This is a genomic window from Streptomyces sp. NPDC058086, assembly GCF_042885015.1.
Lineage (GTDB): Bacteria > Actinomycetota > Actinomycetes > Streptomycetales > Streptomycetaceae > Streptomyces.
On sequence record NZ_JBHVST010000081.1, the window covers coordinates 1 to 26,986 of the forward strand.

Consider the following 26,986-nt stretch of genomic DNA (forward strand, 5'->3'; position numbering starts at 1 on the left):
CGGGGCAATCCTGCACCAAAACCGGGGTTTTTTTTTTTCCCACCTACTTGCACAAACCCGCCATTTTTTTACCCGGTTCCTATGTTGGGGCGGGGCCCTTTGTCGCCCCCGCCCCTCACTTCTGTCGTCGTGCATCGTGGTGCTCAGATCACCGAGCCGTTCGGTGACCCGGCGGCGCTGCTGCTCGCGGGCACGCTCGCGGAACTGCTGCGCGGAGCGCTGGCAGTGGTGCTCGCGGGGATACTGGAGGCGGGGCCGCTGGCGGTGTCGGTGGTGGACGGCGTCGTCGTCGGAGTGGGTGTCGGAGTGGGTGTCGGGGTCGGTGTCGGGGTGGGTGTCGGGGTGGGTGTCGGCGTCTTGGACGGCGTCGGCGAGGGCGTCTTGGACGGCGTCTTCGACGGGGTCTTGGACGGCGACTTGGACGGACTGCTGGAGGTCCCCTTCGTCCCACTCGGGCTGCCCGAAGGCCGCCCGCTCGTGCTCGTCGGCGGCGTCGGGTCGTCCGAGGTCCCGTACGTGCCGTCGGGGCCCGGATCCGTCGGCGTGGTCACCACGCCCGCGTCGCTGCCGTCCCCGCCCTTCTTCGCCTTGTCGGCGCCGAGGCTGTCGTCCTGGCCGCCCTGGCTGGCCGAGGGGTTGACGCCGACCTTCTCGGACGGGTTGTCGGTGTTGTTGTTCGAGGTCGCGCCGAGGGTCACCACGGTGCCGAGCACCGCGACGAGCAGCGCACCCGCGCCCGCGGCCACCAGGTTGCGCCGGGTGCCGGTCACCAGGCGGGTGCCCACGCCCACGCGCTTCGACGCCGGGCCCGGTTCGGCCCGATTGGTGACCAGCGTCGAGGGCTCCCCGGCCGGGGCGGACAGCACGAACGCGGCCGGTACGCCGCCGGGCGGCGATGCCGACTCCTCGTGCCGCGCGTCGGGCACCTCCTCGCCCGCCGCCGTGCGCCCACCGGGCAGTACGGCCCCGGAGCGGTCGGCGACCAGCGCGAGGGCCCTGCGGCCCGCGACGGTGCCACGTTTGTCGGCGAGGGCGCCACGCAGCCCGATGGAGGACTCCAGCTCGACACGGGCCCGGTCCAGCTGACCGCCACAGAGCGCGAGGATGCCCAACTCGTGGTGGAAGTAGGCCTGTTCGCCGACCTCGCCGGCGAGCCGGGAGGCCTCCGCGCCGGAGCGCAGCGCGCGCTCCCAGGCGTTCCAGTTCAGTCCTGCGGCGAAGGCGGGCGCGGCCGTGCGGGCCAGCTGCACGGCGACGCTCTCGTCCCGCTCGTCGGCCGGAGGCGTGGTGAGCGGGACCAGGACGGTGAGGGCGGCGAGCACGGCGTCGGCCTCGGCGCAGACCCGTTCCGGGGTGACCGAGGGGTGTCCGGCCCACCAGGTGTAGTGCTGGGCCGCGGTGCGGGCCTGCTCCTCCAGCACGTCGGCGTATCCGGCGGCCTCCAGCTGGGCCTGCACACCGGCGGCGAGCCGGTAGCGGGAGCCGACCGGGGAGACCAGCGCGCAGCCCGCCAGTTCGGCGAGCGCGGCGTCGGCGTGGGTGTCGTCCACGAGGGCGGGCAGATGCGTCTGGTGAGGCACCTCACCGCCGAGCGCGATGGCGAAGCGCAGGGTGGCACGGGCCGACCCGCTCAGGCGGGAGGCGAGCAGCGCGGCGGGCGCGGCCCCCTCGGCGAGCGAGGGCAGCGGTACGTCGTGATCGTCGGCGGCCTCGAAGGGCGCGTCGACCGGCAGGTCGACCGGGGCGTCCTGGAAGACGCCGAAGTCGTCGAAGGCGTCCTCCTTGGCCCGCAACTGGTCGCGCTGTCGCAGCAGGGCGCCGGCCTGCATGAAGCGCAGCGGCAGGCCCTCGGACTCGAACCAGAGGTCGCCCGCCCAGTTCGCCTCCTCCTCGGTCAGCACGCGTCCGACGGTCCGCTCCAGGAGCTCGAGGCCGCCGCTGCGGTCGAGTCCGGCGAGGAAGACCTCTTCGAGGAGGGAGTCGGTGGAGGGCGCGGGGACGTCGGGGGTCGCGGCGATGACGAAGGCGCACTCGGGAGTGGCGTCGAGGAGTTCGTCAAGCGCGGTGCCGCCGATCTCCACGTCGTCGAGGACGACGACCGCGCCGATCCCGTGGACGAGTTCGAGCAGTTCGTCCCGTTCGGGGCGGTACAGGGCAGCGTTGTAGACGGCGGCGAACAGGTCGTACAGCAGGTCGGTCGCCGTGCGCCGGTATCCGGAGAGGCGGACGACGCCGTCGGGGGCGAGGTCCGCGCAGTCGTCGGCGACGGCGTCGAGCAGGCTGGTGCGGCCGGAGCCGGCGGGGCCGGTGAGGCGTACGGAACGCCCGCGCGCCAGCAGGCGGACGAGCCGCTCGCGATCCTCCTGGCGCTCCAGGAGCGGCAGTCGGGGCTGGGCGGGGCCCGGCGGTACGGGCGGCAGAGCGGCGCGGGCCAGATCGGCACGCTCGGCGGCACTGAACTTCGTGGGCCGCTGCGGTCGCTCTCCCGGCGGGCAAGCCTCTATCTCGCTGCCGTCGACGGGGTTGACCGTGAGCAGGAAGTCGCCCGAGACGAGTTGGACGGTACGGGCGAGTGCGGGTGTGTGCTGACCCAGGTCGGCGGTGAGCGCATCACGCGGCGGGCGCGAGCGAGGCGCCTGGCCGTCGTCGTCATGGCCGTATTCTTCGGGTCCCCGGTTGTTCGGGTCCATGTTCCAAGCCCCCCAAAAGCGTCGTGTGCGGATCTTGTCGCCGGGAGTCCGGTGACAAGGACCCAGGCCCCTCCCGGCCTTGCTGCACACCGCGCTGTCGCTTCTGGTCCGGTGCCCGCTCGCAGGGTTTCGGGTGGCGGGCAGCCGAACCCTAAACCTTCGCACAGTATCTCCGACAGGCCGGGGTACCGCGCCGTCCGAGACGTCACAGTCTCGTGAGGATTGTGCGCGAGGTGCGTTTCGTACGCCGCTCAGGAGGCGTACGCCGGGTCACACCCGGGGCAGTGACTCGACACCGATGCCGCCCTCGATCGCGAGGATCCGGTGCAGCCGGGTGGCCACCAGCAGGCGCTGCATCTGTGGTGGTACGCGGCGCAGCACGAGCCGCCGGCCGCACCGCCCGGCCCTTCGGTGGGCCCCCATGATGACACCGAGGCCGGTGGCGTCCCAGGAGTCCAGCTCGGACAGGTCCAGCACCAGGTCGCCGACTCCGTCGTCGACGGCCGAGTGCAGGACCGTACGGGCGTCCGCCGCGCTGCGTACGTCGAGGCGGCCCCCGACGACCAGCTCGGCGTGGTCGCCCCTGATGTACATATGCGCTCCCCGAGAGTGCGTCTCGTACTCTGCGTCAGTCTTTCTGCGTCGGTGTCGGTCCGCAGTTTTGCGTGTGCACCGTCTGACTGGCTTGAGGCCGCAGAGGTTGCCGTCTGTAAGCGAACCGATACCGAATTCACCTCATGGGGTGACACCCCAGAGGCACGTGCGGTTTCCGTGACGGGTGATGCTGGATGACTCGGTTGATTCAGTGCTTGTAGAAGCCCTGCCCGCTCTTGCGCCCGATGTCACCGGCGTCAACCATCCGGCGCATCAGCTCCGGCGGGGCGAACTTCTCGTCCTGCGTCTCGGTGTAGATGTTGCCGGTGGCGTGCAGGAGGATGTCGACGCCCGTGAGGTCGGCCGTGGCGAGCGGGCCCATGGCGTGACCGAAGCCCAGTTTGCAGGCGAGGTCGATGTCCTCGGCGGTGGCCACGCCGGACTCGTACAGCTTGGTGGCCTCGACGACGAGCGCCGAGATGAGACGGGTCGTCACGAAGCCGGCCACGTCACGGTTGACGACGATGCAGGTCTTGCCGACGGACTCGGCGAACTCCCGCGCGGTCGCGAGGGTTTCGTCGCTCGTCTTGTAGCCGCGCACCAGTTCGCACAGCTGCATCATCGGTACGGGTGAGAAGAAGTGGACGCCGACGACCCGCTCCGGGCGCTCGGTGGCCGCGGCGATCTTCGTGATCGGGATGGCGGAGGTGTTCGAGGCGAGCACGGTGTCGTCCCGCACGATCTTGTCGAGCGCGCGGAAGATGTCGTGCTTGACCTCGAGCTTCTCGAAGACGGCCTCGACGACGATGTCCGCGTCCGCGGCGGCGTCGAGATCGGTGGTCGCGGTGATCCGGCCGAGCGCGGCATCGGCGTCGTGCGCCTCCAGCCTGCCCTTGCTCACGAACTTGTCGTACGAGGCCTTGATGCCGTCGATGCCTCGCGTGAGCGCCTCGTCCGTGACATCGCGCAGAACGACGTCCCAGCCCGCCTGCGCGGACACCTGGGCGATACCGGACCCCATGAGCCCGGCTCCGATGACGGCGAGCTTCCCTGCCACTGTGCGACTCCCCTGACGCGGTGTTTATGTCTGCCTCTCGGGCGGACACTAGCGCTCGTGAGGGCCTGTGTGACCGGTAAGTAATGCGCGTCACGTCTCATCTGACGGACATCACACCGGATGGCTCACCCCGCGTCGCGGACCGCGTAGTTGAGCACCTTCTCGCTCAACAACTCCTCCATGTCATCGAGGAGAAGAAGTACCTCACGTGATACTTCGCCCGGATTGCGGCCGGCCATCATCTGCCGGCCGATGACGGCCATGACCGTCTGGTGGACCCAGTTGACCTGTCCTGCGATCAGGCCGGGCAGCGGGTCGTCGGCGGACGCGCCGGTCTCCTCGCGCAGCGCCTCCTCCAGGTTGTCGAGCACCTCCTGACCGATCGCCCACAGCCGTGAGCGGAGTGCGGGAGCCTCGTGGATGACCTGCATGAAGCGCGCGTATCCATCCATCAGGCCGACCCGCGGCGAGACCGCGGCGACCTCGTCACGCAGTTCGCGCAGCACGGCGGCGGCGGCCGACTCCCCCTTCTCCCGGCCACGCACCCAGCGGGCGAGCCGGTCGACGACGCCCTGGGAGCGGTCGAGGAAGAGGTCCTCCTTGGTCGGGAAGTAGTTGTAGACGGTGTTGACGGAGACGTCCGCGGTGTCCGCGACCTCCGCGACCGTCACCGCGTCGAAGCCGCGCTCCAAGAACAGACCGGTGGCGACATCCGAGATGTACTGCCGGGTCTGCCGCTTCTTCCGCTCCCTGAGCCCTTCAGCCATGTCCGCATCGTAGCTTCGCTGGAGCCGATGAAACCTTGGGCGCACAGAAATCTTGGATGCAATGAAATCTTAGAGTCATTGCAAACTTTCAGTGACTCTGTTTCTCTGAGGGCATGGCAATCATCAGTACGGCCGGTCTGGCGCGTACCTTCCGGACGAAACGCGGCCTCGTGGAGGCCGTCCGCTCCATCGACCTCACCGTGCGGCCCGGCGAGATCCTCGGCTTCCTCGGCCCGAACGGCGCGGGCAAGACGACCACGCTGCGCATGCTCACCACCCTGCTGAAGCCCACCGGCGGCGCGGCCACCGTCGCGGGCTGCGATCTCGCCACCGACCCGGCCGGGGTGCGCCGCGCCAGCGGCTATGTGGCGCAGTCGGGAGGCGTCGACCCGCACGTGACCGTGCGGGAGGAACTGGTCACCCAGGGTCGGCTGTACCGCCTGCCGAGGGCTCAGGCACAGGAACGGGCCGAGGAATTGGCGCACGACCTCGGGCTGACCGGACTGCTCGACCGCAGGACGGCCGCGCTCTCCGGCGGTCAGCGCCGCCGCCTGGACATCGCGATGGCGCTCACGCACCGCCCGCGGGTGCTGTTCCTGGACGAGCCGACGACCGGCCTGGATCCGGCCAGCCGCGCGGACCTGTGGGACCTGGTCCGCCGGCTGCGCGACGAGCACGGCACCACGGTCTTCCTGACCACGCACTACCTCGACGAGGCGGACGCCCTCTCCGACCGGCTCGTGATCGTCGACCGGGGAGTGGTCGTGGCCGACGGCACACCGAGCGCGCTGAAGCTGACGCACGGCGGTGCGCCCGACGCGTCGCTCCAGGACACGTTCCTCGCGATCACCGGGCGCGGCCCGGCACCCACCGACTCCGCCCCCGTGGCCGTATAGGACGTAGAGGACCCAGGAACCGATGCTTCTCCACGACACCGCGCTGATCTTCGGGCGCTACGCCCGCCAGACCCTCCGCTCCCGCTTCGCGATGCTCTTCGGCATCCTGATGCCGCTGCTGTACCTGCTCTTCTTCGGCCCGCTCCTGACCGGTCTGCCGCTCGGCTCGCGGGGCGACTCCTGGCAGGTCCTGGTCCCCGGACTGCTGCTTCAACTCGGGCTGTTCGGAGCCGCGTTCGCCGGTTTCACCATCATCATCGAGAAGAGCCAGGGAATCGTGGAACGGATGCGGGTCACCCCCGTGAGCCGGCTCGCGCTGCTACTCGGCAGGGTCCTGCGCGACGCCGCCCTCTTCGTCTTCCAGGCGGTGCTGCTGGTCCTGGCGGCACTGGCGATGGGGCTGCGCGCGCCACTCGCCGGCATCCTGATCGGCTTCGCGTTCGTCGCCCTGCTCACCCTCTCCCTCGCCTCCCTCTCCTACGCCCTGGCCATGAACGTCCGCACCCCGCAGGAGTTCGGCCCCGCCATCAACGCCCTGACGATGCCGGCCATGCTCCTGTCCGGCCTGATGCTCCCGATGACACTGGCTCCCGGCTGGCTGGACGTGCTCTCGCACTTCATGCCGTTCCGCTATCTGGTGGACGCGGTGCGGGACGCGTACGTGGGCTCGTACGCCACGGCCCACATGCTGTACGGCGTCCTGGTCGCCCTCGGCTTCGCGGCGCTCTCCGTGACGGTGGGCACACGTGTCTTCCGGAAGGCCGGAGCATAACTACGCTGGCCCCATGGTCAATCTGACGCGCATCTACACCAGGACCGGCGACCAGGGCACCACCGCTCTCGGGGACATGAGCCGGGTCGCCAAGACCGATCCCCGGATCTCGGCCTACGCGGACGCCAACGAGGCGAACGCGGTCCTCGGGACGGCGATCGCACTGGGCGGCCTCGACGAGGAGGTCGTCGCGGTCCTCACCCGGGTGCAGAACGACCTCTTCGACGTCGGCGCGGACCTGTCGACCCCGGTGGTCGAGGACCCGAAGTTCCCGCCCCTGCGTGTCGAGCAGTTCTACATCGACAAGCTGGAGGCGGACTGCGACCGCTTCAACGACGAGCTGGAGAAGCTGCGCTCCTTCATCCTGCCCGGCGGCACCCCGGGCGCGGCACTGCTGCACCAGGCGTGCACGGTCGTACGCCGCGCCGAGCGGTCGACATGGGCGGCGCTGGAGGTCCACGGCGACGTCATGAACCCGCTGACCGCCACCTATCTGAACCGGCTCTCCGACCTGCTGTTCATCCTCGCCCGCACCGCGAACAAGGAGACCGGGGACGTGCTGTGGGTGCCGGGGGGCGAGCGCTAGCCGGAGGCAAGCCCTATCCGTCGGACCGGCCCTGGGTGACCGGGGCCCGTTTGGGCCGGAGCAGATACGTCAGGGCGATCAGGCCGTGGATCGCCAGCGCCCGTAGCGCCACCCACTGGAAGGCGCGCAGCGACGAGGTGTCGCCGACGCCCACGAACCAGATCGCGGCCTGGAGGAGGGCGCACGCGACGGTCGCCGCGAGGAGGGTGCGGAGCCAGAGGCGGCCCTCGTGGGCGGCCCGGGGCAGGCCGAAGCGCGGGGGCTTCGGCGGGGGCGGGCCACCGGCCAGGCGGTGGGCGGCGTGGCCGTCCAACCAGCGGATCGTGCAGTGGCCGTACGCGACGGTGAAGCCGATGTAGAGCGCGGCCAGGCCGTGTTCCCAGCTCGGCTCGGCGCCGTTCCTGAGGTCGATCGCCGTCACCACGAAGAGCACCACCTCCAGCAGCGGCTCACACAGCAGCAGAGCCACGCTCGTGCGGCGCAGCCTCAGCAGATAACGGGCGGCGAGGCCCGCGGCCAGCAGCACCCAGAAACCGGCCTCGCACGCGACGATCAACCCGACGATCACGGTTCGCTCCTCTCGGTCACCCCTCCAGGCTCGCGTCCGGGGCGGCTCGGATCGTCGTCGTCGGTGACGAAGTCCCGGTACATCGAAAGATGCAGTTCCGGACCCTTCCCGGGCATCAGGCGGTGAGCCGGTGCGCCGTGTTGGATGGAGTCATGGATGGAGTCATGGCCGGGCGACCGCCCCGCCCCCACCGCGACGACGTGGGCATCGCGATCGGCGGACTGCTCGGCGGGCTCTTCCTGTGGAGCGTCGGTCTCTACAGCCGCAGGCCGGACGATCCGATGTCCCGTGTGGACCAGGGCTGGGCCGTCCTGGTGCCGCTGGCCGTGATGGCCTGCTGCGAACTGCTGCGCCGGACACGGCCGCGCACCGCCCTGCTCGTGGGCACACTCGCGCTCGTCGCCGACCTGCTGACCCGCGGCAGCCTGGCCACGGTCGTGATGTTCACGGACCTGGTCTACGCGGCCGTCCTGTACGGCTCCCCCGGCGCGGCCCGCCGCATCCCCTGGATCACCGGGCTGATCACGGTGATCGCGACCGTGTGGCCGGTCGCAGCCTGGCACAAGCCGGAGGGGCTGCTGATCGGCGCGTTCACCGGCCTGGTGACGTTCACCCCCGCCGCCACCGGCTGGATCGTCCGCAACCACCGCGACACCGCGGTAGCCGAACGGCTGCGCGCCGAACAGACGGCCTTGCTAGCCGAGATGGACCGCGCCCACGCCGTCACCGCCGAACGAGCCCGGATGGCAAGAGAGTTGCACGACATGGTGGCCAATCACCTCTCCGCGATCGCGATCCACTCCACGGCCGCGCTCTCCATCGACGACCCGAAGACGTCCAAGGACGCGCTCGCCGTCATCCGTGAGAACAGCGTCGAGGGGCTCGCGGAGATGCGCCGGCTGATCGGGATCCTGCGCGACGGCAGCGACGACCGCGAGCCGTCCGCCGCACCCACCCTCGGCGGACTCGGCGCCCTGGTGGCCGGCGCCCGCACCAACGGACTCGACGTCACGCTCACCACCGAGCACGGCAAGGTGCCCGCCCCGGTCGAGCTCGCCGCGTACCGCATCGTCCAGGAGTCGCTGACCAACGCCCTCAAGCACGCACCCGAGGGCCGTGTCGCGGTGACGCTCACCCAGCGGGACGGCTCGCTCGCCGTCGCGGTCACCAGTCCGTACGGCGGTCCGAGCGGCCCCCGCGCCCCCGGTTCCGGCGCCGGTCTCGTGGGGATGCGGGAGCGGGCCGACCTGCTGGGCGGCAGCTTCGAGGCGGGGCCCGAGCCCTCCCCCGACAGCGGGAACGGCAAGAACAGCAGGGACGGCAGGGACGGCAAGATCTGGGCCGTACGCGCCACCCTGCCCCTCGTCCAAGGAGGACCCGAATGATCCGCGTGCTCGTCGCCGAGGACCAGTCCGCCGTGCGGGCCGGGCTCGTCCTCATCCTGCGCAGCGCGCCCGACATCGAGGTGGTCGGCGAGGCCGCGGACGGCGAGCAGGCGGTCGCGCTCGCCCGCGAGCTCCGCCCGGACCTCGTTCTGATGGACGTGCAGATGCCCCGGCTCGACGGAGTGTCCGCCACCCGTCAGGTCGTCGCCGAGCAGCTCGCCGACGTGCTCGTGCTCACCACCTTCGACCTCGACGAGTACGTCTTCGGGGCGCTGCGCGCGGGCGCCTCGGGGTTTCTGCTGAAGAACACGGAGGCGAGGGATCTGCTGGTGGCGGTGCGGACGGTGGCGAGCGGCGAGGGGCTGATCGCCCCGGCCGTGACGCGTCGGCTGATCGCCGAGTTCGCCGCGAAGCCGGTACGGGAGCCGAGCGCCGACCCGGCCGTGCTCGACGCGCTGACGCGCCGGGAGCGGGAGGTGCTGTCCTGCCTGGGTGAGGGGCTCTCCAACGCGGAGATCGCGGGACGGCTGGACATGGCGGAGGCGACGGTGAAGACCCACGTCAGCCGTCTGCTGGGGAAGCTGGAGCTGCGTAGTCGGGTCCAAGCGGCCGTGCTGGCGCAGGAGTTGGGGGTCTGACTCACCGCGCGGGTGCACTGGTCCAGACCTATTGACCTATGGTCCAGACCTTTCTATTCTCGCCGCACTGCGCTTAGCCATGCCCACGACATCCCCGAGGAGAGGCATCATGCGCTTCAGAACCAGAGTCCGACAGCGAACCGTGGCAGGACTCACCACTCTGCTGCTTCCGCTCGCCGCCCTCGTCGGGCTCGCGAGCCCCGCCTCGGCAGCCACCTCCGCCACCGCCACGTACACCAAGACCCAGGACTGGGGTACGGGCTTCGAAGGCAAGTGGACGGTCACCAACACCGGTACCACCAGCATCAGTTCCTGGACGATCGGCTGGGACTTCCCGTCCGGTACGTCCGTCACCTCGGCCTGGGACGCGGACGTCACCTCCTCCGGCACCCACTGGACCGCCAAGAACAAGTCGTACAACGGCACCCTCGCCGCGGGCGCCTCCGTCTCCTTCGGCTTCAACGGCGCCGGCACGGGATCCCCGACCAACTGCACTCTCAACGGCGGCAGTTGTGACGGCGGCACCACCGTCCCCGGTGACAACCCGCCGAGCACGCCCGGCACCCCCACCGCCTCCGCGATCACCGACACCTCGGTGAAGCTCTCCTGGAGCGCGGCCACCGACGACAAGGGCGTCAAGAACTACGACGTCCTGCGCGGCGGCACCAAGGTCGCCACCGTGACCACGACCTCGTACACGGACACCGGTCTGACCGCCGGCACCGACTACTCGTACACCGTCCAGGCCCGTGACACCGCCGACCAGACCGGTCCGGTCAGCGGCGCGGTCGCCGTGCACACCACGGGCGGCGGTACGACCCCGCCCCCGACCGGCAACGCCGTCAAGCTCGGCTACTTCACCGAGTGGGGCATCTACGGCCGCAACTACAACGTCAAGAACCTGGTGACCTCGGGCTCGGCGGCGAAGATCACGCACATCAACTACGCCTTCGGCAACGTCACCAACGGCCAGTGCGCGATCGGCGACTCCTACGCGGACTACGACAAGGCCTTCACCGCCGACCAGTCGGTCAGCGGCGTCGCCGACACCTGGGACCAGCCGCTGCGCGGCAACTTCAACCAGCTGCGCGAGCTGAAGGCCAAGTACCCGAACATCAAGATCCTCTGGTCCTTCGGCGGCTGGACCTGGTCCGGCGGCTTCGCCCAAGCCGCGGCCAACCCGACCGCCTTCGCCCAGTCCTGCTACAACCTGGTCGAGGACCCGCGCTGGGCCGACGTCTTCGACGGCATCGACATCGACTGGGAGTACCCGAACGCCTGCGGTCTGTCCTGCGACACCAGCGGGGCCGCGGCCTACAAGAACCTGATGCAGGCCCTGCGCGCCAAGTTCGGCACGGGCAACCTGGTCACCGCGGCCACCACGGCCGACGGCACCTCCGGCGGCAAGATCGACGCCGCCGACTACGCGGGCGCCTCGCAGTACGTCGACTGGTACAACGTGATGACGTACGACTTCTTCGGAGCGTTCAACGCGCAGGGCCCGACCGCCCCGCACTCCCCGCTCACCTCGTACAGCGGCATCCCGACGCCCGGCTTCACCACCGCCGACGCGATCGCCAAGTTCAAGGCGAAGGGCGTGCCCGCGAGCAAGCTGCTGATCGGCATCGGCTTCTACGGCCGCGGGTGGACGGGCGTCACCCAGGACGCACCTGGCGGCACGGCCACGGGTCCGGCGGCGGGAACGTACGAGCAGGGCATCGAGGACTACAAGGTGCTGAAGACGTCCTGCCCCGCCACCGGCACGATCGCGGGGACGGCGTACGCGCACTGCGGCAGCAACTGGTGGTCCTACGACACCCCGGCGACCATCGGCACGAAGATGGCCTGGGCCAAGAGTCAGGGCCTGGGCGGCGCGTTCTTCTGGGAGTTCAGCGGAGACACCAGCAACGGTGAACTGGTGAGCGCCCTCACCGGCGGGCTCGGCTAGCCCTTAGGCCACATTGACGCGCTGACCGGGCGGGGCTGCCTCCAGCCACGCGAGGAAACCGGTCAGCGCGTCCTCGCTCATCGCCAGTTCCAGGCGGGTGCCCCGGTGCACGCAGGCCAGGATGATCGCGTCGGAGAGCAGGGCGAGTTCTTCCTCGCCGTCCGGGGTGCGGCGGCCGGCCACCTCGATCGCCGAGCGTTCCAGGACGCGGCGCGGGCGCGGGGAGTACGAGAAGACGCGATACCACTCGATGCGGTCGCCGTTGTAGCGGGCGACGCCGTAGCCCCAGCCTTTTCCGTTGGGGTCGCTCTTCTCCGGGACGTCCCAGCGCAGGCTGCAGTCGAACGTGCCCCCTGAGCGCTGGATCAGCCGGCGGCGGAGGCCGAAGACGAACAGCCCCACCACCACGAGCGCCACTACCAATCCGCACACAGTCAGAGCGAGGACCATCGACACCGACCTCCTCGTCTCCTAGGTAACGGAAAAGAAAAAACCTCCGCATTTGCCTCAGCCGCGGCGGGGGCCGGAGTGATCCGGTCCCCGCCGCGGCTGAGGCAAAGCATCACACAGCGCGGCGACTCAGCGCGCCGACACCGCCCGCAGACGGACGTCCGCGCGGCGCTCGGCGGAGGCATCGCCCTCCGCCTTCGCGCGCTCGAGCTCCCGCTCCACACGCTGGACGTCGATCTCGTCCGACAGCTCGGCGATCTCGGCCAGCAGTGACAGCTTGTTGTCGGCGAACGAGATGAAACCGCCGTGCACCGCGGCGACGACCGTTCCACCATCACTCGTACGGATGGTCACCGGGCCCGACTCCAGCACACCGAGCAGCGGCTGGTGACCGGGCATGACGCCGATGTCGCCGGACGCGGTACGCGCGACGACCAGGGTGGCCTCGCCGGACCAGACACTGCGGTCCGCGGCGACGAGCTCGACGTGCAGCTCAGCAGCCAAGGTGGGCTCCTCGGGTCACCACCCGGCATGGCCGCCGGGTGTTGGGTCAAAGTCTAATGGGCGTACGGAGGGGGACGGGACGCGCCCCGCGAGGTGCGGTCCCGTCCCCCTCCCTTACGAACACGAGTTCCTCAGGAACCGGAGTCCCTCAGATACGCGAGGTTCAGGAGACGCCGAGCTCCTTGGCGTTGGCCTTGAGGTCCTCAATGCCACCGCACAGGAAGAACGCCTGCTCCGGGAAGTGGTCGTACTCACCGTCGATGATCGCGTTGAAGGCCGCGATCGACTCGTCCAGCGGGACGTCCGACCCGTCGACGCCGGTGAACTGCTTGGCGACGTGGGTGTTCTGGGACAGGAAGCGCTCCACGCGACGGGCGCGGTGGACAGTGAGCTTGTCCTCCTCGCCGAGCTCGTCGATACCGAGGATCGCGATGATGTCCTGGAGGTCCTTGTACTTCTGCAGGACCGACTTGACCCGCATCGCGGCGGCGTAGTGATCCGCCGCGATGTAGCGCGGGTCCAGGATGCGGGACGTGGAGTCCAGCGGGTCCACGGCCGGGTAGATGCCCTTCTCGGAGATCGGACGGGACAGCACCGTCGTCGCGTCGAGGTGGGCGAACGTGGTGGCCGGGGCCGGGTCGGTCAGGTCGTCCGCGGGGACGTAGATCGCCTGCATCGAGGTGATCGAGTGACCACGGGTCGAGGTGATGCGCTCCTGGAGGAGACCCATCTCGTCGGCCAGGTTCGGCTGGTAGCCCACCGCGGAGGGCATACGGCCGAGCAGGGTCGAGACCTCGGAACCGGCCTGCGTGAAGCGGAAGATGTTGTCGATGAAGAACAGCACGTCCTGGTTCTGGACGTCACGGAAGTACTCCGCCATCGTCAGACCCGCGAGAGCCACGCGCAGACGGGTGCCCGGGGGCTCGTCCATCTGACCGAAGACAAGCGCGGTCTTGTCGATGACGCCCGAGTCCGACATCTCCTCGATGAGGTCGTTGCCCTCACGGGTGCGCTCACCGACACCGGCGAACACGGAGACACCGTCGTGGTTGTTGGCGACGCGGTAGATCATCTCCTGGATGAGCACCGTCTTGCCGACACCGGCACCACCGAACAGACCGATCTTTCCACCCTTGACGTACGGGGTGAGAAGGTCGATGACCTTGACGCCGGTCTCGAACATCTCGGTCTTCGACTCGAGCTCGTCGAAGCGCGGGGCCTTGCGGTGGATGGACCAGCGCTCGCCCTCGTACTTCTCGTCGGAGTTCAGCACCTCACCGAGGGTGTTGAACACCTTGCCCTTGGTGAAGTCGCCGACGGGGACGGTGATGCCCGTGCCCGTGTCGGTGACCGCGGCCTGGCGGACCAGACCGTCGGTGGGCTGCATGGAGATCGTGCGGACCAGGCCGTCACCCAGGTGCTGGGCGACCTCCAGGGTCAGCGTCTTCTTCTCGCCGGCGTTGGCCGGGTCGGCCACCTCGACGTGAAGGGCGTTGTAGATGTCCGGCATCGCGTCGACGGGGAACTCCACGTCGACGACCGGGCCGATGACCCGGGCGACGCGGCCCGTGGCAACGGCCGTCTCAGAAGTCGTCGTCATTACTTGTCACTCCCCGCGGTCGCGTCGGCAAGGGCTGCGGAGCCACCGACGATCTCGCTGATTTCCTGGGTGATTTCGGCCTGGCGGGCCGCATTGGCAAGACGGGAGAGCGTGGTGATCAGGTCTCCCGCGTTGTCGGTCGCCGACTTCATCGCGCGGCGGGTGGCGGCGTGCTTGGAGGCAGCCGACTGGAGCAGCGCGTTGTAGATACGGCTCTCGACGTACCGAGGCAGCAGGGCGTCGAGGACGTCCTCCGCCGACGGCTCGAACTCGTACAGCGGAAGAATCTCGCCCTTGGGCGCCTCTTCCGCGACCTCTTCGAGGCGCAACGGCAGCAGGCGGCCGTCGACCGCCGTCTGCGTCATCATCGAGACGAACTCGGTGTAGACGATGTGGAGTTCATCCACGCCGCCGTCCGCCGTCGCCGTCTCGATGGCCTCGATCAGCGGCGCTGCGACCTTCTTGGCGTCCGCGTAGGTGGGCTCGTCGGTGAAGCCCGACCACGACTGCACGACCGTGCGCTCGCGGAAGTTGTAGTGGGCCAGACCGCGGCGGCCGACGATGTACGTGTCGACCTCCTTGCCCTCCGCCTCAAGACGGGCGGTCAACAGCTCCGCCGCCTTGATGGCGTTGGAGTTGAAGGCGCCGGCCAGTCCGCGGTCGCTCGTGAGGAGCAGCACCGCGGAACGGGTCGCCGTCTCCGCCTCCGTGGTCAGCGGGTGCTTGGTGTTCGAGCCGGTGCCGACCGCCGTGACCGCGCGGGTGAGCTCGGTCGCGTACGGCGCGGAGGCCGCCACCTTGCGCTGCGCCTTGACGACGCGCGAGGCGGCGATCATCTCCATCGCCTTGGTGATCTTCTTGGTCGCGGTGACGGATCGGATGCGACGCTTGTAGACCCGGAGCTGGGCTCCCATGAGTCAGGTCCCTTCCTTACGTCACTTGGCCGCGGCCGGAACGTCTTCGCCGAGCAGCTTGCCGTCCGAGGTCTCGAACTGCTTCTTGAACTCCGCGATCGCCTCGGCGATGGCCTGCAGGGTGTCGTCCGACATCTTGGCGCCCTCCTTGATGGAGGTCATGAGTCCCTGGTGCTTGCGGTGCAGGAACTCCAGCAGCTCCTTCTCGAAGCGGCGGATGTCGGCGACCGGTACGTCGTCCATCTTGCCGGTGGTACCGGCCCACACGGAGACGACCTGGTCCTCGGTGGCCAACGGCTGGTACTGAGCCTGCTTGAGCAGCTCGACCAGTCGCTGACCGCGCTCCAGCTGGGACTTCGACGCGGCGTCCAGGTCGGAACCGAAGGCGGCGAACGCCTCCAGCTCGCGGTACTGGGCGAGGTCCAGACGCAGTCGGCCGGACACCTGGCGCATCGCCTTGTGCTGGGCGGAGCCACCGACGCGGGAGACCGAGATACCGACGTTCAGGGCCGGACGCTGTCCGGCGTTGAACAGGTCGGACTCCAGGAAGCACTGGCCGTCGGTGATGGAGATGACGTTGGTCGGGATGAACGCCGACACGTCGTTCGCCTTGGTCTCGACGATCGGCAGACCCGTCATCGAACCGGCGCCCATCTCGTCGGAGAGCTTCGCGCAGCGCTCCAGCAGACGGGAGTGCAGGTAGAAGACGTCACCGGGGTAGGCCTCGCGCCCCGGCGGACGGCGCAGCAGCAGGGACACGGCGCGGTAGGCGTCGGCCTGCTTCGAGAGGTCGTCGAAGATGATGAGGACGTGCTTGCCCTCGTACATCCACTGCTGGCCGATGGCCGAACCGGTGTACGGCGCAAGGTACTTGAAGCCGGCCGGGTCGGACGCCGGGGCGGCGACGATGGTCGTGTACTCCAGCGCGCCGGCCTCTTCGAGGGCGCCACGCACGGAGGCGATGGTCGAACCCTTCTGACCGATGGCGACGTAGATGCAGCGAACCTGCTTCTTGGTGTCGCCCGAGCGCCAGTTGTCGCGCTGGTTGATGATCGTGTCGACGGCCAGCGCGGTCTTGCCGGTCTGACGGTCGCCGATGACCAGCTGACGCTGGCCACGGCCGATCGGGGTCATCGCGTCGACGGCCTTGTAGCCGGTCTCCATCGGCTCGTGCACCGACTTGCGGACCATGACGCCCGGGGCCTGCAGCTCGAGGGCGCGGCGGCCGGTGGTCTCGATCTCGCCGAGGCCGTCGATCGGGTTGCCGAGCGGGTCGACGACGCGGCCGAGGTAGCCCTCGCCCACGGCGACGGACAGCACCTCACCGGTGCGCTGCACCGGCTGGCCCTCCTCGATACCACTGAACTCGCCGAGGACGACCGCACCGATCTCGCGCTCTTCCAGGTTCAGCGCGAGACCGAGGGTTCCGTCCTCGAACTTCAGCAGCTCGTTCGCCATCGCCGAGGGAAGGCCCTCGATCTTGGCGATACCGTCGCCGGCGACGGTTACCGTACCGACCTCCTCGCGCGAGGCCGCGTCCGGCTTGTACGACTGGACAAAGTTCTCCAGCGCGTCCCGGATCTCCTCCGGCCGGATCGTGAGCTCCGCCATCTGGGTTCCCTGCTCTCCTTGTTGGGCCCGAAGTTTTCTTGGGGGGTCTGGGGTCAGCCCCCAGGAATCCTCTGCACGGCCCAACCAGGGCCGTAAGTACTACGTGGTTACGCGTATTGAGTTGCTACTGGCCGACAATGCGTCGGCGCGCGTCCTCGAGTCGGTCCGCGACGGCACCGTCGATGACCTCGTCGCCGACCTGCACCCGGATCCCGCCGATGACCTCGGAGTCCACGTCGAGGTTGAGGTGCATCGGGCGGCCGTAGAGCTTCGCCAGAGCGGCGCCGAGGCGCTGCTTCTGTCCGTCGCTCAGCGGGACCGCCGACGTGACGACGGCGACCATGCGGTTGCGGCGCTCGGCGGCGAGCTTGGACAGGGACTCGAGTCCCGCCTCCAGGCTACGTCCCCGGGGCGCGGCCACAAGGCGCGTCACCAGGCGTTCGGTGGTCGGGTTGGCCCGGCCGCCGAGCAGGCTGTGCAGCAGCTCGCTCTTGGCCGCCTTCGAGGCGGTGCGGTCGGTCAGCGCGGCGCGCAGCTCGGTGTTCGAGGAGACGATCCGGCCGAAGCGGAACAGTTCGTCCTCGACGTCGTCGAGCGCGTTCGCCCGCTGGGCGGCCGTGAGGTCGGCGATGCTCGCCAGCTCCTCCAGCGCGTCCACCAGGTCACGCGGCTGCGACCAGCGCGAGCGCACCAGGCCGGCCACCAGGTCCGCGGTCGACCCGCCGACCTGGCCGCCGAGCAGGCGCTGGGCCAGCTCGGCCTTGGCCTCGCCGGGCTGCGCCGGGTCGGTCAGGACCCGACGCAGCGACACCTCGCGGTTGAGCAGCGCGGTGACGGCGGCCAGCTCGTCGCCGAGCTGGACCGCGTCCACGGACGTCGAGTCCGTCAGCGCGTCGAGACGCTCACGAGCTGCAGCGAGGGCCTCGCGGCTTGCTCCGTGTGCGGTCATCGAGTCGCCTCGGCCTTCTCCTCGAGCTCGTCGAGGAAGCGGTCGATGACGCGGCTCTGCCGGGCGTGGTCCTCGAGGGACTCGCCGACGAGCTTGCCGGCCAGGTCGGTGGCGAGCTTGCCCACGTCCTGTCGCAGCGACTGAGAGGCGGCCTTGCGGTCGGCCTCGAGCTGCGAGTGACCGGCGGCGATGATCTCCTCGCGCTGCCGCTGGCCTTCCGCACGCATGTCGGCGATGAGCGTGGCGCCCTGCTCCTGCGCCTCCTGGCGCAGCCGCGCGGCCTCGTGCCGTGCCTCGGCGAGCTGGGCCTTGTACTGCTCCAGCACGCTCTGGGCTTCGACCTTCATGGCGTCGGCCTCTTCGATACCGCCTTCGATCGCCGCGCGGCGCTCTTCCAGAACCTTGTTGATGTTCGGGAGGAGCTTCTTCCAGAAGAAGAAGAACACGATGGCGAAGGCGATGGCGCCGACGAGCAGCTCGGGGCCGGCCGGGATGAGCGGGTTCTGCTTCTCCTCGGCCGCCAGCTGTACCAGGTTGGCGATCACATCAGTGCCTTTCGTCGATTCGTGTCAGTAAGGGGTGAATTACTGACCGAAAACGAACGGCATGACGATGCCGATGAGGGCGAGCGCCTCACAGAAGGCGAAGCCGAGGATCTGGTTGGCGCGGATCAGGCCGGCAGCTTCGGGCTGACGGGCCAGGGCCTGGGTGCCGTTACCGAAGATGATGCCGACGCCGACGCCGGGGCCGATGGCGGCGAGGCCGTAGCCGACGGAACCGATCGAACCGGAGAGAGCGGCGAGGGTCTCAGTGGCAGCCATGCTGATTCTTCCTTCTCTTTCTTGGACCGGCGGGGGTTGGCCACCGGACGTTCTGGGGCTTTCGGGGGGCGGTGACTCAGTGGTGCTCGGCGAGCGCGCCCTGGAGGTACGAGCAGGCCAGCAGCACGAAGACGTACGCCTGGACGGCCTGCACGAAAAGCTCGAAGAGGATCATGATGACGGTCATCACGAACGAGACACCGGCCGCAGGGATCATGTAGCTGTTCAGCAGGTACCAGGAGGCGACCGTGAACATGACCAGCATCAGGTGGCCGGCGAACATGTTGGCGAAGAGTCGGACCGCGTGCGTGAAGGGCCGGACGATCAGGTTCGAGAAGAACTCGATGACCATGACGAGGGGCAGCACGCCGCCGAGCGACTTGTCGTAGCCGGTGATGTTCTTGAAGAAGCCGACGAAGCCGTGGCGCTTGAACGTGACCGAGACCCACATGATCCAGACGATCGCGGCGAGCACCACCGGGAAGGCGAAGACCGACGAGACCGGGAACTGTGCCAGCGGGATCACGGACCAGATGTTCATGATCCAGATGAAGAAGAACAGCGAGACCATGATCGGGACGTACTTCTCGCCCTCGCGCTTGCCGAGCGTCTCGTAGACGATGCCGCGGCGCACGAAGTCGTATCCGGCCTCACCGACCATCTGCAGCTTGCCCGGGATCACCTTGGCCTTGCCGAAGGCCGCCCAGAAGAAGGCGACGACGACGATCGAGGTGAGCAGGGCGAGCAGCATCACCTTGTTGAACTCGAACCCTCCCACCGTGGCGATCGGCTTGAAGAGGAACGAGTGCAGGCCCGGAGCCGGAAAGCCACACCCGTTGTCGGACATGATCCGACAGCTCCAGTCAAAGGCGAGCTGGGTCTGGTCAGCACTCACCACGGGCTCCTTCGGCGTGACGCATAGGTACGGCAACCTCGTTGTGTCGGCGCGGCGCGCAGCCGCGGTTCGGCACTGGACTGGTGTAACGAATGTGGGGGCGGCTGTGGGGCATCAAGCCTCGCGATTGAGCAGGCGTCAGCTCAGATGCCCGCGCCCGCGATGCCGCAGTTGGCACCGGACGATAGCAGGATCTCCCACATGGCTTTATCCCACCCCTACCCCTCACGACGAGGACCCTGATTTCTCGGGCTTCTCGCTCTTCTTCTCGGGTTCGGGGTCGACATAGAAGATCTTGGCCTTCATGTGTGCCCGCGCCTGCGCCGCCATCCACACGACGGTCGCGAGGACGAGACCGACCGCGAACGCCTTGGGGTTGAACAGAGACGTGTTCTTGAAGAGTGCCACGAAGATCAGGAGCAGCAGGAGCTGGGCGACGTAGAGCATCAGACCCATGGCCTGGAACAGCTGCGGGAGCGTTTTTGCCGTCCACTGCAGGACGTAGAGGCCGATCCCCATGAAGAGGATGGCCAGCAGTGTGCCGATGCCCGCGCCGAGCGCGCCTTTGCCACCCGCGACCACGCCACTGACGGCGACGGCGATCACGCCGACAGCCGCTGTGGGGACAGCGGTGTGCAGTAGGTTCCGGGCGTCATTGGACGGCATGGCGGCAACTCCGCTTGCTTCGGGGGCAGGGTGTCGTCATGGACGAGCGTAGTCCCGGGCTGAGAGAGAACCTCACGCCAAGGGGCCGTCTCACTACGGCCCTTCGGCTCTATCCCGGGTTCTCGTGAACCGTATCACAAACTATTTGATGCGGTCTTTACCTAGAAGGTGTGCTCGCTGTCACACATGAGAGTGAACCTGCGCGTTTGTGCAATATCGAGGGTGACTTGTCTGGTATTGACGCGGTTTGCCGGTGATCCCTCTTGCGGGATTCTTACTTTGCGTCAACGTGAAGATTCGGCTTTGCGCGCTTCCAGGAAGCGCGCACGGGAACCAATTGCCGTCGCTCCGTTGACTCCTGAGACACCCGTGGTGACCGGGGAACGGTGTTCGCGCACGCCCTCTTCCCGCTCCTGGGCCGCCTTCTCGTGGGACGCCGACTCCTCGTACGCGGCGGAGGCCACGGCGGCCTCCGCCGCGGCCGCCAGGGCGACCCTGCGACGGCGGCGGTAGCGCGGCGGCACCAGGTGCTCGGCCCAGCGCGGGGCACGCGGCGTGAAGCGCGGCAGCAGGAGCAGTACGAGACCCACGGCGCTGAGCGCCGCGATGCCGAGCACGATCCACATGGACGCCGAGTTCACCGAGAAGGCGAGCGCTCCGAAGGCGATCAGCGCCGACCAGAAGTACATGATCAGGACGGCCCTGCTGTGCGAGTGGCCGACCTCCAGGAGGCGGTGGTGCAGGTGGCCGCGGTCGGCGGCGAAGGGCGACTGACCGCGCCAGGTGCGCCGCACGATGGCGAGCACCAGGTCGGCGGCCGGGACCGCGATGATCGTCAGCGGCAGCAGCAGCGGGATGTAGACCGGCACCGTCTGGTGCACGGTGTTGCGCTCCGAACCGGAGAACAGGTTCATCGCGTCCGGGTCGATCTGCCCGGTGATGGAGATCGCGCCGGCGGCCAGCACCAGGCCGATCAGCATCGAGCCGGAGTCGCCCATGAAGATCCGGGCGGGGTGCATGTTGTGCGGCAGGAAGCCCAGACACATGCCCATGAGGATCGACGCGAAGAGGGTCGCCGGGGCGGCGGCCTCGATGCCGTAGCTGTACCAGATGCGGTACGCGTACAAGAAGAACGCGGCGGAGGCGATGCACACCATGCCGGCGGCGAGACCGTCGAGGCCGTCGACGAAGTTCACCGCGTTGATCGTGATGACGACCAGCGCCACGGTGAGCAGGGTGCCCTGCCACTGGGTCAGCGCGACCAGGCCGACGCCGGGGATGGGCAGCCACAGGATCGTCAGACCCTGCATGACCATCACACCCGCGGCGATCATCTGGCCGCCCAGTTTGATCAGGGCGTCGATCTCGAACTTGTCGTCCAGGACACCGATCAGCCAGATCAGCGCGGCGCCGGAGAGCAGCGCGCGGGGCTCGTTGGAGTCGGAGAAGACGGCGTTGAGGTTCCGCAGATGGTCGGCGACCAGCAGACCGGCGCACAGGCCGAAGAACATCGCGATGCCGCCGAGCCGCGGCGTGGGTTCCCGGTGCACGTCACGTGCCCGGATCTGCGGCATGGCTCCGGCCACGATCGCGAACTTCCGTACCGGCCCTGTCAGCAGATACGTCACCGCGGCCGTGATGCAGAGCGTCAGCAGATATTCACGCACGGGCTTCCCCACAGGTCTCGCTGGCCATCTCAGCCCCACACCCTAGCGATGCACGCATATGGTTGGGGACTTCCGGGTAGCGACGATGGTTGCACGAGTGGCTGTGCACACGTGTGCGTGTACCCCTCACTCGTCCGGATAGGGCGGAAATCTCCCGGCCAGATCCCGTACTTCTTCACGCACCCGCTTACTGTCGGTCTCGTCCCGCAGCACCGCCGCGAACATCTTCGCGACCTGCGCCATCTCCGCCTCGCCCATCCCCTGCGTGGTCAGCGCGGCCGTGCCCAGGCGCAGGCCGCGTGCGTCGCCGTGGGGCAGCGCGCAGGTGTCGAGGACCATGCCGGCGGCGGCTAGACGGCCTCGTGCGCCGCGTCCGTCGAGCCCGAGCGGAGCGGTGTCCGCGGTGAGCATGTGAGTGTCGGTCCCCCCGGTGGTGAGGGCGAGCCCCTCCGCGGCCAGCCCCTCGGCCAGCACCTTCGCGTTGGCGACCACCTGATGTGCGTACGCCATGAAGGCGGGCGTCGCGGCCTCGCCGAACGCGACGGCCTTGGCGGCGATGGTGTGCATCTGGGCGCCGCCCTGGGTGAACGGGAAGACGGCCCGGTCGACCCGCTCGGCCAGCTCGCCGCCACAGAGGATCATGCCGCCGCGGGGGCCGCGCAGGACCTTGTGCGTGGTGGCGCAGACGACATCGGCGTACGGCACCGGACTGGGCGCCGCTCCCCCGGCGACCAGGCCGATGGGGTGGGCGGCGTCGGCGATGAGATAGGCGCCGACCTCGTCGGCGATCGCCCGGAAGAGCGCGTAGTCGATGTGCCGGGGGTAGGAGATCGACCCGCAGACGATGGCCTTCGGCCGGTGCGTACGGGCCAGTGCGCGCACCTGCTCGTAGTCGATGAGCCCGCTCTCCGCCTCCACCCTGTACCCGACGAAGTCGAACCAGCGGCCGGAGAAGTTCGCGGGCGACCCGTGCGTGAGGTGGCCGCCGAACGGCAGCCCCATGGCCAGGACGGTGTCCCCCGGCCGCAGCAGGGCGGCGTACGCGGCCAGGACGGCCGAAGATCCGGAGTGGGACTGGACGTTGGCGTGCTCGGCACCGAAGAGGGCCTTGGCGCGCTCCACGGCGAGGCGCTCGGCGACGTCGACGATCTCGCAGCCGCCGTGGTGGCGGGCGCCGGGATAGCCCTCGGCGTACTTGTTCGCCAGCGGCGACCCGAGGGCGGTCAGCACCGCCTTCGAGGTGAAGTTCTCGGCCGCGATCAGCTGGAGCGTCGTCGACTGCCGCGCCAGCTCCCCCATCAGGATCTCGGCGAGCTCCGGGTCCTGCAGACGCAGAACATCCGCTTCCAGCGTTTGTGTGACCGGCATGGTGGACTCCGGGCCTCGGCGGGGTGCGCTACGTCCAATGTAGAACCGGGACCGGTGGGACGCCCGGTATTACGGCCTATAGGGCGTCCCAAGAGAAAACGCCCACACCGGCCTACGCGCGCGCCCGCACCCCGGTAAGCGCCGTCACCACCGGATCCAGTGCCTCGTTGATCTCGTCGCCGATCGAACGGAAGAACGGCAGGGGCGCGCCGTACGGGTCGAAGACCTCGTCCGCCTCCGCCGTGGGAGCCAGGAGCCACCCGCGTAGAGCGGCCGCCGCCCGGACCAGGGCGCGGGCGCGTTCGACCACTCCGTCCTCCAGGGGCGGCAGCGTGGCCGGGTCTATGGCGCGGACCAGCCTGGTGAACTCCTTCAGGGTGAAGGTGCGCAGGCCCGCGGAGTGGCCCATGGAGATGACCTGGGCGCGGTGGTCGCGGGTGGCGGTGAGGACCAGGTCGGCCCTGATGACGTGGTCGTCGAGGAGCTCGCGGCCGACGAAGCCGGAGGGGTCCGCGCCGAAGTCCGCGAGGACCGTCTCGGCGTTGGCCTCCATGGGGGCGCCCTCGTGCCCCCAGGTGCCGGCGCTCTCGACGATGAGGCCGCCCCACAGGGGGTCGCCCAGCCGGTCCGCGAGGGCATGGCGGGTCAGCCGCTCGGTGATCGGCGAGCGGCACACGTTGCCGGTGCTGACGTGGAGGATGCGGAAGGACCCCCTGGGGGACCCATTGGTCCCCGTGATCCCCGTGCCTATGCCACGCCCCGCGTCAGGGGCTGTCAATTCGCCACCTCGAGGTCGGGTACGACCTTCCGGAGCTCCTCCGCCGACAGGGCACCCGCGCGCAGCAGGACCGGCACCTTGCCGGTGACGTCGACGATCGAGGAGGGGACGTTGCCGGGAGTCGGACCGCCGTCCAGGTACACGGAGACGGAGTCACCGAGCATCTCCTGCGCGGCGTCACAGTCCTCCGGCGACGGGTGGCCGGTGAGGTTCGCGGAGGAGACGGCCATCGGGCCGACCTCCGTCAGCAGTTCGATGGCGACCGGGTGCAGTGGCATACGGATGGCCACCGTGCCCCGGGTGTCGCCCAGGTCCCACTGCAGGGACGGCTGGTGCTTGGCGACGAGGGTGAGCGCACCCGGCCAGAACGCGTCGACGAGCTCCCAGGCCATCTCGGAGAAGTCCGTGACGAGGCCGTGGAGGGTGTTCGGGGAGCCGATGAGGACAGGGGTGGGCATGTTGCGGCCCCGGCCCTTGGCCTCAAGGAGGTCGGCGACGGCTTCCGAGGTGAACGCGTCGGCGCCGATGCCGTACACCGTGTCCGTCGGGAGGACCACCAGCTCGCCACGGCGGACGGCGGACGCGGCCTCACGCAGACCGGTGATGCGGTCGGTCGCGTCGTTGGTGTCGTATCGCCGTGCCATTTAGCGGGCCTCCTCGTACACGTACTGCTGGCTGGGGATCACGATGCGCGCGCTCACGGCATCGCCTTGCGGGCGGTCGCGAACCGCGGCCGGTTGTTGAGGTCCGGGTGGTCGGCCGCATCGGCCCAGCCCCGCTCCTCGGTGAAGATCCACGGCACCTGGCCGCCCTGGGTGTCGGCGTGCTCGATGACGACGAGACCGCCCGGGCGCAGCAGCCGGTGCGCGGTGCGCTCGATGCCACGGATGAGGTCGAGTCCGTCCTCGCCGGAGAACAGGGCGAGTTCGGGATCGTAGTCCCGGGCCTCCGGCGCCACGTACTCCCATTCCGTGAGCGGGATGTACGGCGGGTTGGAGATCACCAGGTCCACCTGGCCGTCGAGGTCCCTGAAGGCCTCCAGGGCGTCTCCCTGACGCAGGTCGACCCTGGACCCCTCGACGTTCTTGCGCGTCCACTGGAGGGCGTCCTCGGACAGCTCCACGGCGTGTACGCGCGAGCGCGGGACCTCCTGCGCGAGCGCGAGCGCGATGGCGCCCGAGCCGGTGCACAGGTCGACGATCATCGGCTCGACGACATCCATCGCGCGGACGGCGTCTATGGCCCAGCCGACTACGGACTCCGTCTCCGGACGCGGGACGAACACCCCGGGGCCCACCTGGAGTTCCAGATAGCGGAAGTAGGCGTGTCCGGTGATGTGCTGGAGCGGCTCGCGGGCCTCGCGGCGCGCGGTCACCTCCCAGTAGCGGGCGTCGAAGTCCACGTCCTTGACGGTGTGCAGCTCGCCCCGCTTCACGCCGTGCACGAAGGCGGCGAGCTCCTCCGCGTCGTTGCGCGGCGAGGGCACGCCGGCGTCGGCCAGCCGCTGGGTGGCCTGGGCCACTTCCGCGAGCAGCAGGTTCACGCTGGTCCTCCGGGGCTGAGCTGTTGTCGTACGGCTTGACGAGCTGGGCTTACAAGTACGGCCTCACAAAGCTGCGTTCGGCCGTTCGGCCGTCCGCCGTTCGGCCGTCCGCCGTTCCGCCTTACGCGGCCGCGAGCTTCGCGGCCGAGTCGGCGTCGACGCACGCCTGGATCATCGCGTCGAGGTCCCCGTCGAGCACCTGGTCCAAGTTGTACGCCTTGAATCCGACGCGGTGGTCCGAGATGCGGTTCTCCGGGAAGTTGTACGTGCGGATCTTCTCGGAGCGGTCGACGGTGCGGACCTGGCTGCGGCGGGCGTCCGCGGCCTCACGCTCCGCTTCCTCCTGCGCCGCGGCGAGGAGCCTGGAGCGCAGGATACGCATCGCCTGCTCCTTGTTCTGCAGCTGGCTCTTCTCGTTCTGGCAGGAGGCGACGACTCCGGTCGGAATGTGCGTGATACGCACCGCGGAGTCGGTCGTGTTGACAGACTGACCGCCGGGGCCCGACGAGCGGTAGACGTCGATGCGCAGGTCGTTCGCGTGGATCTCGACGTCGACCTCCTCGGCCTCGGGCGTGACCAGCACACCGGCCGCGGAGGTGTGGATACGGCCCTGCGACTCGGTCGAGGGCACCCGCTGCACGCGGTGCACCCCGCCCTCGTACTTCAGACGCGCCCAGACACCCTGACCGGGCTCGGTGGCGCCCTGGCCGCCCTTGGTCTTCACGGCGACCTGGACATCCTTGTAGCCGCCGAGCTCGGACTCGGTGGAGTCGATGATCTCGGTCTTCCAGCCGACGCGCTCGGCGTAGCGCAGGTACATGCGCAGCAGGTCGCCGGCGAACAGGGCCGACTCGTCGCCGCCCGCGCCCGCCTTGATCTCGAGGATGACGTCCTTGTCGTCGCTGGGGTCGCGCGGGACCAGCAGCAGACGGAGCTTCTCCGTGAGCTCCTCGCGCTGCTTCTCCAGCTCCTTGACCTCGGCCGCGAAGTCGGGGTCGTCGGCGGCGAACTCCTTCGCCGTGCCGATGTCGTCCCCGGTCTGCTTCCAGGAGCGGTACGTCGCGACGATCGGGGTCAGCTCGGCGTAGCGCTTGTTCAGCTTGCGCGCGTTGGCCTGGTCGGCGTGCACCGACGGGTCAGCGAGCTTCTTCTCCAGATCGGCGTGCTCGCCGATCAGTTCCTCGACCGCCTCGAACATCTCCGGCTCCAATGGACTGTCCCCAGCTCCATCATGGGCTCTGGGACGTAGGTAAGACGAATGTGGGGGCTGCACCGCAAAGCGCCGGTCCCGGCGCCCCCGTGCCGGGGACGCCGAAGAC

27 protein-coding genes are annotated in these 26,986 nt (G+C 69.1%); 6 read left to right on the forward strand and 21 right to left on the reverse strand.

Annotated features, from left to right (window positions below; translation table 11 throughout):
• Positions 1-143: 143 nt before the first annotated feature.
• The 4 genes from ACFVWD_RS41420 to ACFVWD_RS41435 all read right to left on the reverse strand — a co-directional run bounded on the left by ACFVWD_RS41420 (position 144) and on the right by ACFVWD_RS41435 (position 5,108).
• Positions 144-2,690, reverse strand: coding sequence for an ATP-binding protein (locus tag ACFVWD_RS41420; RefSeq protein WP_389603113.1), 2,547 nt, complete (start codon positions 2,688-2,690; stop codon positions 144-146).
• 270 nt (positions 2,691-2,960) lie between these two features.
• A complete protein-coding gene (locus tag ACFVWD_RS41425) occupies positions 2,961-3,284 on the reverse strand; it encodes an STAS domain-containing protein (RefSeq protein ID WP_030596935.1) in 324 nt (107 codons plus the stop codon).
• A gap of 208 nt (positions 3,285-3,492) precedes the next feature.
• Positions 3,493-4,341 (reverse strand): 3-hydroxyacyl-CoA dehydrogenase family protein, encoded by an 849-nt coding sequence (locus tag ACFVWD_RS41430; protein WP_054233213.1) that lies wholly within the window; start codon positions 4,339-4,341, stop codon positions 3,493-3,495.
• 125 nt (positions 4,342-4,466) lie between these two features.
• Positions 4,467-5,108 (reverse strand): TetR/AcrR family transcriptional regulator, encoded by a 642-nt coding sequence (locus ACFVWD_RS41435; protein ID WP_389603114.1) that lies wholly within the window; start codon positions 5,106-5,108, stop codon positions 4,467-4,469.
• Positions 5,109-5,221: 113 nt separating this feature from the next.
• Between ACFVWD_RS41435 and ACFVWD_RS41440 the strand changes: the two genes are divergently transcribed.
• The 3 genes from ACFVWD_RS41440 to ACFVWD_RS41450 are packed head-to-tail and all read left to right on the forward strand — an operon-like array spanning position 5,222 to position 7,362.
• Complete coding sequence (locus tag ACFVWD_RS41440) at positions 5,222-6,004, forward strand: ABC transporter ATP-binding protein (RefSeq protein WP_389603115.1); 783 nt, start codon at positions 5,222-5,224, stop codon at positions 6,002-6,004.
• A 22-nt stretch (positions 6,005-6,026) separates the two neighbouring features.
• A complete protein-coding gene (locus ACFVWD_RS41445; RefSeq protein WP_389603116.1) occupies positions 6,027-6,776 on the forward strand; it encodes an ABC transporter permease in 750 nt (249 codons plus the stop codon).
• Positions 6,777-6,789: 13 nt separating this feature from the next.
• On the forward strand, positions 6,790-7,362 hold the full coding sequence (locus ACFVWD_RS41450) for a cob(I)yrinic acid a,c-diamide adenosyltransferase (RefSeq protein WP_054233214.1): 573 nt from the start codon (positions 6,790-6,792) through the stop codon (positions 7,360-7,362).
• 13 nt (positions 7,363-7,375) lie between these two features.
• Here the strand turns inward: ACFVWD_RS41450 and ACFVWD_RS41455 are convergent, their stop codons facing one another.
• The gene (locus tag ACFVWD_RS41455; RefSeq protein WP_389603117.1) at positions 7,376-7,930 is read right to left on the reverse strand and encodes a hypothetical protein; all 555 of its coding nucleotides are present in this window, start codon (positions 7,928-7,930) and stop codon (positions 7,376-7,378) included.
• A 164-nt stretch (positions 7,931-8,094) separates the two neighbouring features.
• Here ACFVWD_RS41455 and ACFVWD_RS41460 point away from each other — a divergent pair, with 164 nt between their 5' ends.
• The 3 genes from ACFVWD_RS41460 (at position 8,095) to ACFVWD_RS41470 (ending at position 11,901) form a co-directional block, all read left to right on the forward strand.
• Positions 8,095-9,315 (forward strand): sensor histidine kinase, encoded by a 1,221-nt coding sequence (locus ACFVWD_RS41460; protein ID WP_389603118.1) that lies wholly within the window; start codon positions 8,095-8,097, stop codon positions 9,313-9,315.
• Positions 9,312-9,953 carry a response regulator transcription factor gene (locus tag ACFVWD_RS41465; protein ID WP_095852570.1) on the forward strand — a complete coding sequence of 214 codons (642 nt, stop codon included), beginning with the start codon at positions 9,312-9,314 and terminating at the stop codon, positions 9,951-9,953. Before ACFVWD_RS41460 ends, ACFVWD_RS41465 begins: the two co-directional genes overlap by 4 nt.
• Before the next feature lie 109 nt (positions 9,954-10,062).
• On the forward strand, positions 10,063-11,901 hold the full coding sequence (locus ACFVWD_RS41470; RefSeq protein ID WP_389603119.1) for a glycosyl hydrolase family 18 protein: 1,839 nt from the start codon (positions 10,063-10,065) through the stop codon (positions 11,899-11,901).
• 3 nt (positions 11,902-11,904) lie between these two features.
• Here ACFVWD_RS41470 and ACFVWD_RS41475 read toward each other — a convergent pair whose 3' ends face one another.
• The 16 genes from ACFVWD_RS41475 to prfA all read right to left on the reverse strand — a co-directional run bounded on the left by ACFVWD_RS41475 (position 11,905) and on the right by prfA (position 26,865).
• Positions 11,905-12,351 carry a DUF2550 domain-containing protein gene (locus ACFVWD_RS41475; protein WP_054233219.1) on the reverse strand — a complete coding sequence of 149 codons (447 nt, stop codon included), beginning with the start codon at positions 12,349-12,351 and terminating at the stop codon, positions 11,905-11,907.
• 129 nt (positions 12,352-12,480) lie between these two features.
• Positions 12,481-12,855, reverse strand: coding sequence for a F0F1 ATP synthase subunit epsilon (locus ACFVWD_RS41480; RefSeq protein ID WP_054233220.1), 375 nt, complete (start codon positions 12,853-12,855; stop codon positions 12,481-12,483).
• 163 nt (positions 12,856-13,018) lie between these two features.
• Positions 13,019-14,455, reverse strand: coding sequence for a F0F1 ATP synthase subunit beta (gene atpD, locus ACFVWD_RS41485; protein ID WP_054233221.1), 1,437 nt, complete (start codon positions 14,453-14,455; stop codon positions 13,019-13,021).
• Positions 14,455-15,369 (reverse strand): F0F1 ATP synthase subunit gamma, encoded by a 915-nt coding sequence (locus ACFVWD_RS41490; RefSeq protein ID WP_168495592.1) that lies wholly within the window; start codon positions 15,367-15,369, stop codon positions 14,455-14,457. Before ACFVWD_RS41490 ends, atpD begins: the two co-directional genes overlap by 1 nt.
• A gap of 21 nt (positions 15,370-15,390) precedes the next feature.
• A complete protein-coding gene (gene atpA / locus ACFVWD_RS41495) occupies positions 15,391-16,980 on the reverse strand; it encodes a F0F1 ATP synthase subunit alpha (protein ID WP_389603120.1) in 1,590 nt (529 codons plus the stop codon).
• Between the two features lie 124 nt (positions 16,981-17,104).
• Positions 17,105-17,929, reverse strand: coding sequence for a F0F1 ATP synthase subunit delta (locus ACFVWD_RS41500; RefSeq protein ID WP_389603121.1), 825 nt, complete (start codon positions 17,927-17,929; stop codon positions 17,105-17,107).
• Positions 17,926-18,474: a F0F1 ATP synthase subunit B gene (locus ACFVWD_RS41505; RefSeq protein ID WP_389603122.1), complete on the reverse strand. Its 549-nt coding sequence runs from the start codon at positions 18,472-18,474 to the stop codon at positions 17,926-17,928. Before ACFVWD_RS41505 ends, ACFVWD_RS41500 begins: the two co-directional genes overlap by 4 nt.
• 39 nt (positions 18,475-18,513) lie before the next feature.
• Complete coding sequence (locus ACFVWD_RS41510) at positions 18,514-18,750, reverse strand: F0F1 ATP synthase subunit C (protein WP_143628119.1); 237 nt, start codon at positions 18,748-18,750, stop codon at positions 18,514-18,516.
• Between the two features lie 76 nt (positions 18,751-18,826).
• A complete protein-coding gene (gene atpB / locus ACFVWD_RS41515; RefSeq protein WP_143652209.1) occupies positions 18,827-19,597 on the reverse strand; it encodes a F0F1 ATP synthase subunit A in 771 nt (256 codons plus the stop codon).
• Between the two features lie 273 nt (positions 19,598-19,870).
• Positions 19,871-20,311 carry a hypothetical protein gene (locus tag ACFVWD_RS41520; protein ID WP_143602932.1) on the reverse strand — a complete coding sequence of 147 codons (441 nt, stop codon included), beginning with the start codon at positions 20,309-20,311 and terminating at the stop codon, positions 19,871-19,873.
• A 284-nt stretch (positions 20,312-20,595) separates the two neighbouring features.
• On the reverse strand, positions 20,596-21,978 hold the full coding sequence (locus ACFVWD_RS41525; protein ID WP_389603123.1) for an MraY family glycosyltransferase: 1,383 nt from the start codon (positions 21,976-21,978) through the stop codon (positions 20,596-20,598).
• Positions 21,979-22,104: 126 nt separating this feature from the next.
• Positions 22,105-23,346 carry a serine hydroxymethyltransferase gene (glyA, locus tag ACFVWD_RS41530; RefSeq protein ID WP_212726924.1) on the reverse strand — a complete coding sequence of 414 codons (1,242 nt, stop codon included), beginning with the start codon at positions 23,344-23,346 and terminating at the stop codon, positions 22,105-22,107.
• Between the two features lie 112 nt (positions 23,347-23,458).
• Entirely contained in the window at positions 23,459-24,124 is a 666-nt protein-coding gene (locus ACFVWD_RS41535; protein WP_054233230.1) for a low molecular weight phosphatase family protein, read from the reverse strand.
• Complete coding sequence (locus ACFVWD_RS41540; RefSeq protein ID WP_099943337.1) at positions 24,121-24,768, reverse strand: L-threonylcarbamoyladenylate synthase; 648 nt, start codon at positions 24,766-24,768, stop codon at positions 24,121-24,123. Before ACFVWD_RS41540 ends, ACFVWD_RS41535 begins: the two co-directional genes overlap by 4 nt.
• A gap of 53 nt (positions 24,769-24,821) precedes the next feature.
• Positions 24,822-25,667: a peptide chain release factor N(5)-glutamine methyltransferase gene (gene prmC / locus ACFVWD_RS41545; protein ID WP_101400688.1), complete on the reverse strand. Its 846-nt coding sequence runs from the start codon at positions 25,665-25,667 to the stop codon at positions 24,822-24,824.
• 121 nt (positions 25,668-25,788) lie between these two features.
• Positions 25,789-26,865 carry a peptide chain release factor 1 gene (prfA, locus tag ACFVWD_RS41550; protein WP_054233261.1) on the reverse strand — a complete coding sequence of 359 codons (1,077 nt, stop codon included), beginning with the start codon at positions 26,863-26,865 and terminating at the stop codon, positions 25,789-25,791.
• Positions 26,866-26,986: the final 121 nt, after the last annotated feature.

Coding starts and splice junctions, on each gene's coding strand:
- ACFVWD_RS41425 (WP_030596935.1), bottom strand. CDS start 3,284: ATGTACATCAGGGGCGACCACGCCGAGCTGGTCGTCGGGGGCCGCCTC.
- ACFVWD_RS41440 (WP_389603115.1), top strand. CDS start 5,222: ATGGCAATCATCAGTACGGCCGGTCTGGCGCGTACCTTCCGGACGAAA.
- atpD (WP_054233221.1), bottom strand. CDS start 14,455: ATGACGACGACTTCTGAGACGGCCGTTGCCACGGGCCGCGTCGCCCGG.
- ACFVWD_RS41510 (WP_143628119.1), bottom strand. CDS start 18,750: ATGGCTGCCACTGAGACCCTCGCCGCTCTCTCCGGTTCGATCGGTTCC.
- atpB (WP_143652209.1), bottom strand. CDS start 19,597: ATGTCCGACAACGGGTGTGGCTTTCCGGCTCCGGGCCTGCACTCGTTC.
- ACFVWD_RS41465 (WP_095852570.1), top strand. CDS start 9,312: ATGATCCGCGTGCTCGTCGCCGAGGACCAGTCCGCCGTGCGGGCCGGG.
- ACFVWD_RS41420 (WP_389603113.1), bottom strand. CDS start 2,690: ATGGACCCGAACAACCGGGGACCCGAAGAATACGGCCATGACGACGAC.
- ACFVWD_RS41475 (WP_054233219.1), bottom strand. CDS start 12,351: ATGGTCCTCGCTCTGACTGTGTGCGGATTGGTAGTGGCGCTCGTGGTG.
- ACFVWD_RS41500 (WP_389603121.1), bottom strand. CDS start 17,929: ATGACCGCACACGGAGCAAGCCGCGAGGCCCTCGCTGCAGCTCGTGAG.
- glyA (WP_212726924.1), bottom strand. CDS start 23,346: ATGCCGGTCACACAAACGCTGGAAGCGGATGTTCTGCGTCTGCAGGAC.
- ACFVWD_RS41520 (WP_143602932.1), bottom strand. CDS start 20,311: ATGCCGTCCAATGACGCCCGGAACCTACTGCACACCGCTGTCCCCACA.
- ACFVWD_RS41470 (WP_389603119.1), top strand. CDS start 10,063: ATGCGCTTCAGAACCAGAGTCCGACAGCGAACCGTGGCAGGACTCACC.
- ACFVWD_RS41445 (WP_389603116.1), top strand. CDS start 6,027: ATGCTTCTCCACGACACCGCGCTGATCTTCGGGCGCTACGCCCGCCAG.
- ACFVWD_RS41460 (WP_389603118.1), top strand. CDS start 8,095: ATGGCCGGGCGACCGCCCCGCCCCCACCGCGACGACGTGGGCATCGCG.
- ACFVWD_RS41435 (WP_389603114.1), bottom strand. CDS start 5,108: ATGGCTGAAGGGCTCAGGGAGCGGAAGAAGCGGCAGACCCGGCAGTAC.
- ACFVWD_RS41490 (WP_168495592.1), bottom strand. CDS start 15,369: ATGGGAGCCCAGCTCCGGGTCTACAAGCGTCGCATCCGATCCGTCACC.
- ACFVWD_RS41450 (WP_054233214.1), top strand. CDS start 6,790: ATGGTCAATCTGACGCGCATCTACACCAGGACCGGCGACCAGGGCACC.
- ACFVWD_RS41540 (WP_099943337.1), bottom strand. CDS start 24,768: ATGGCACGGCGATACGACACCAACGACGCGACCGACCGCATCACCGGT.
- prfA (WP_054233261.1), bottom strand. CDS start 26,865: ATGTTCGAGGCGGTCGAGGAACTGATCGGCGAGCACGCCGATCTGGAG.
- atpA (WP_389603120.1), bottom strand. CDS start 16,980: ATGGCGGAGCTCACGATCCGGCCGGAGGAGATCCGGGACGCGCTGGAG.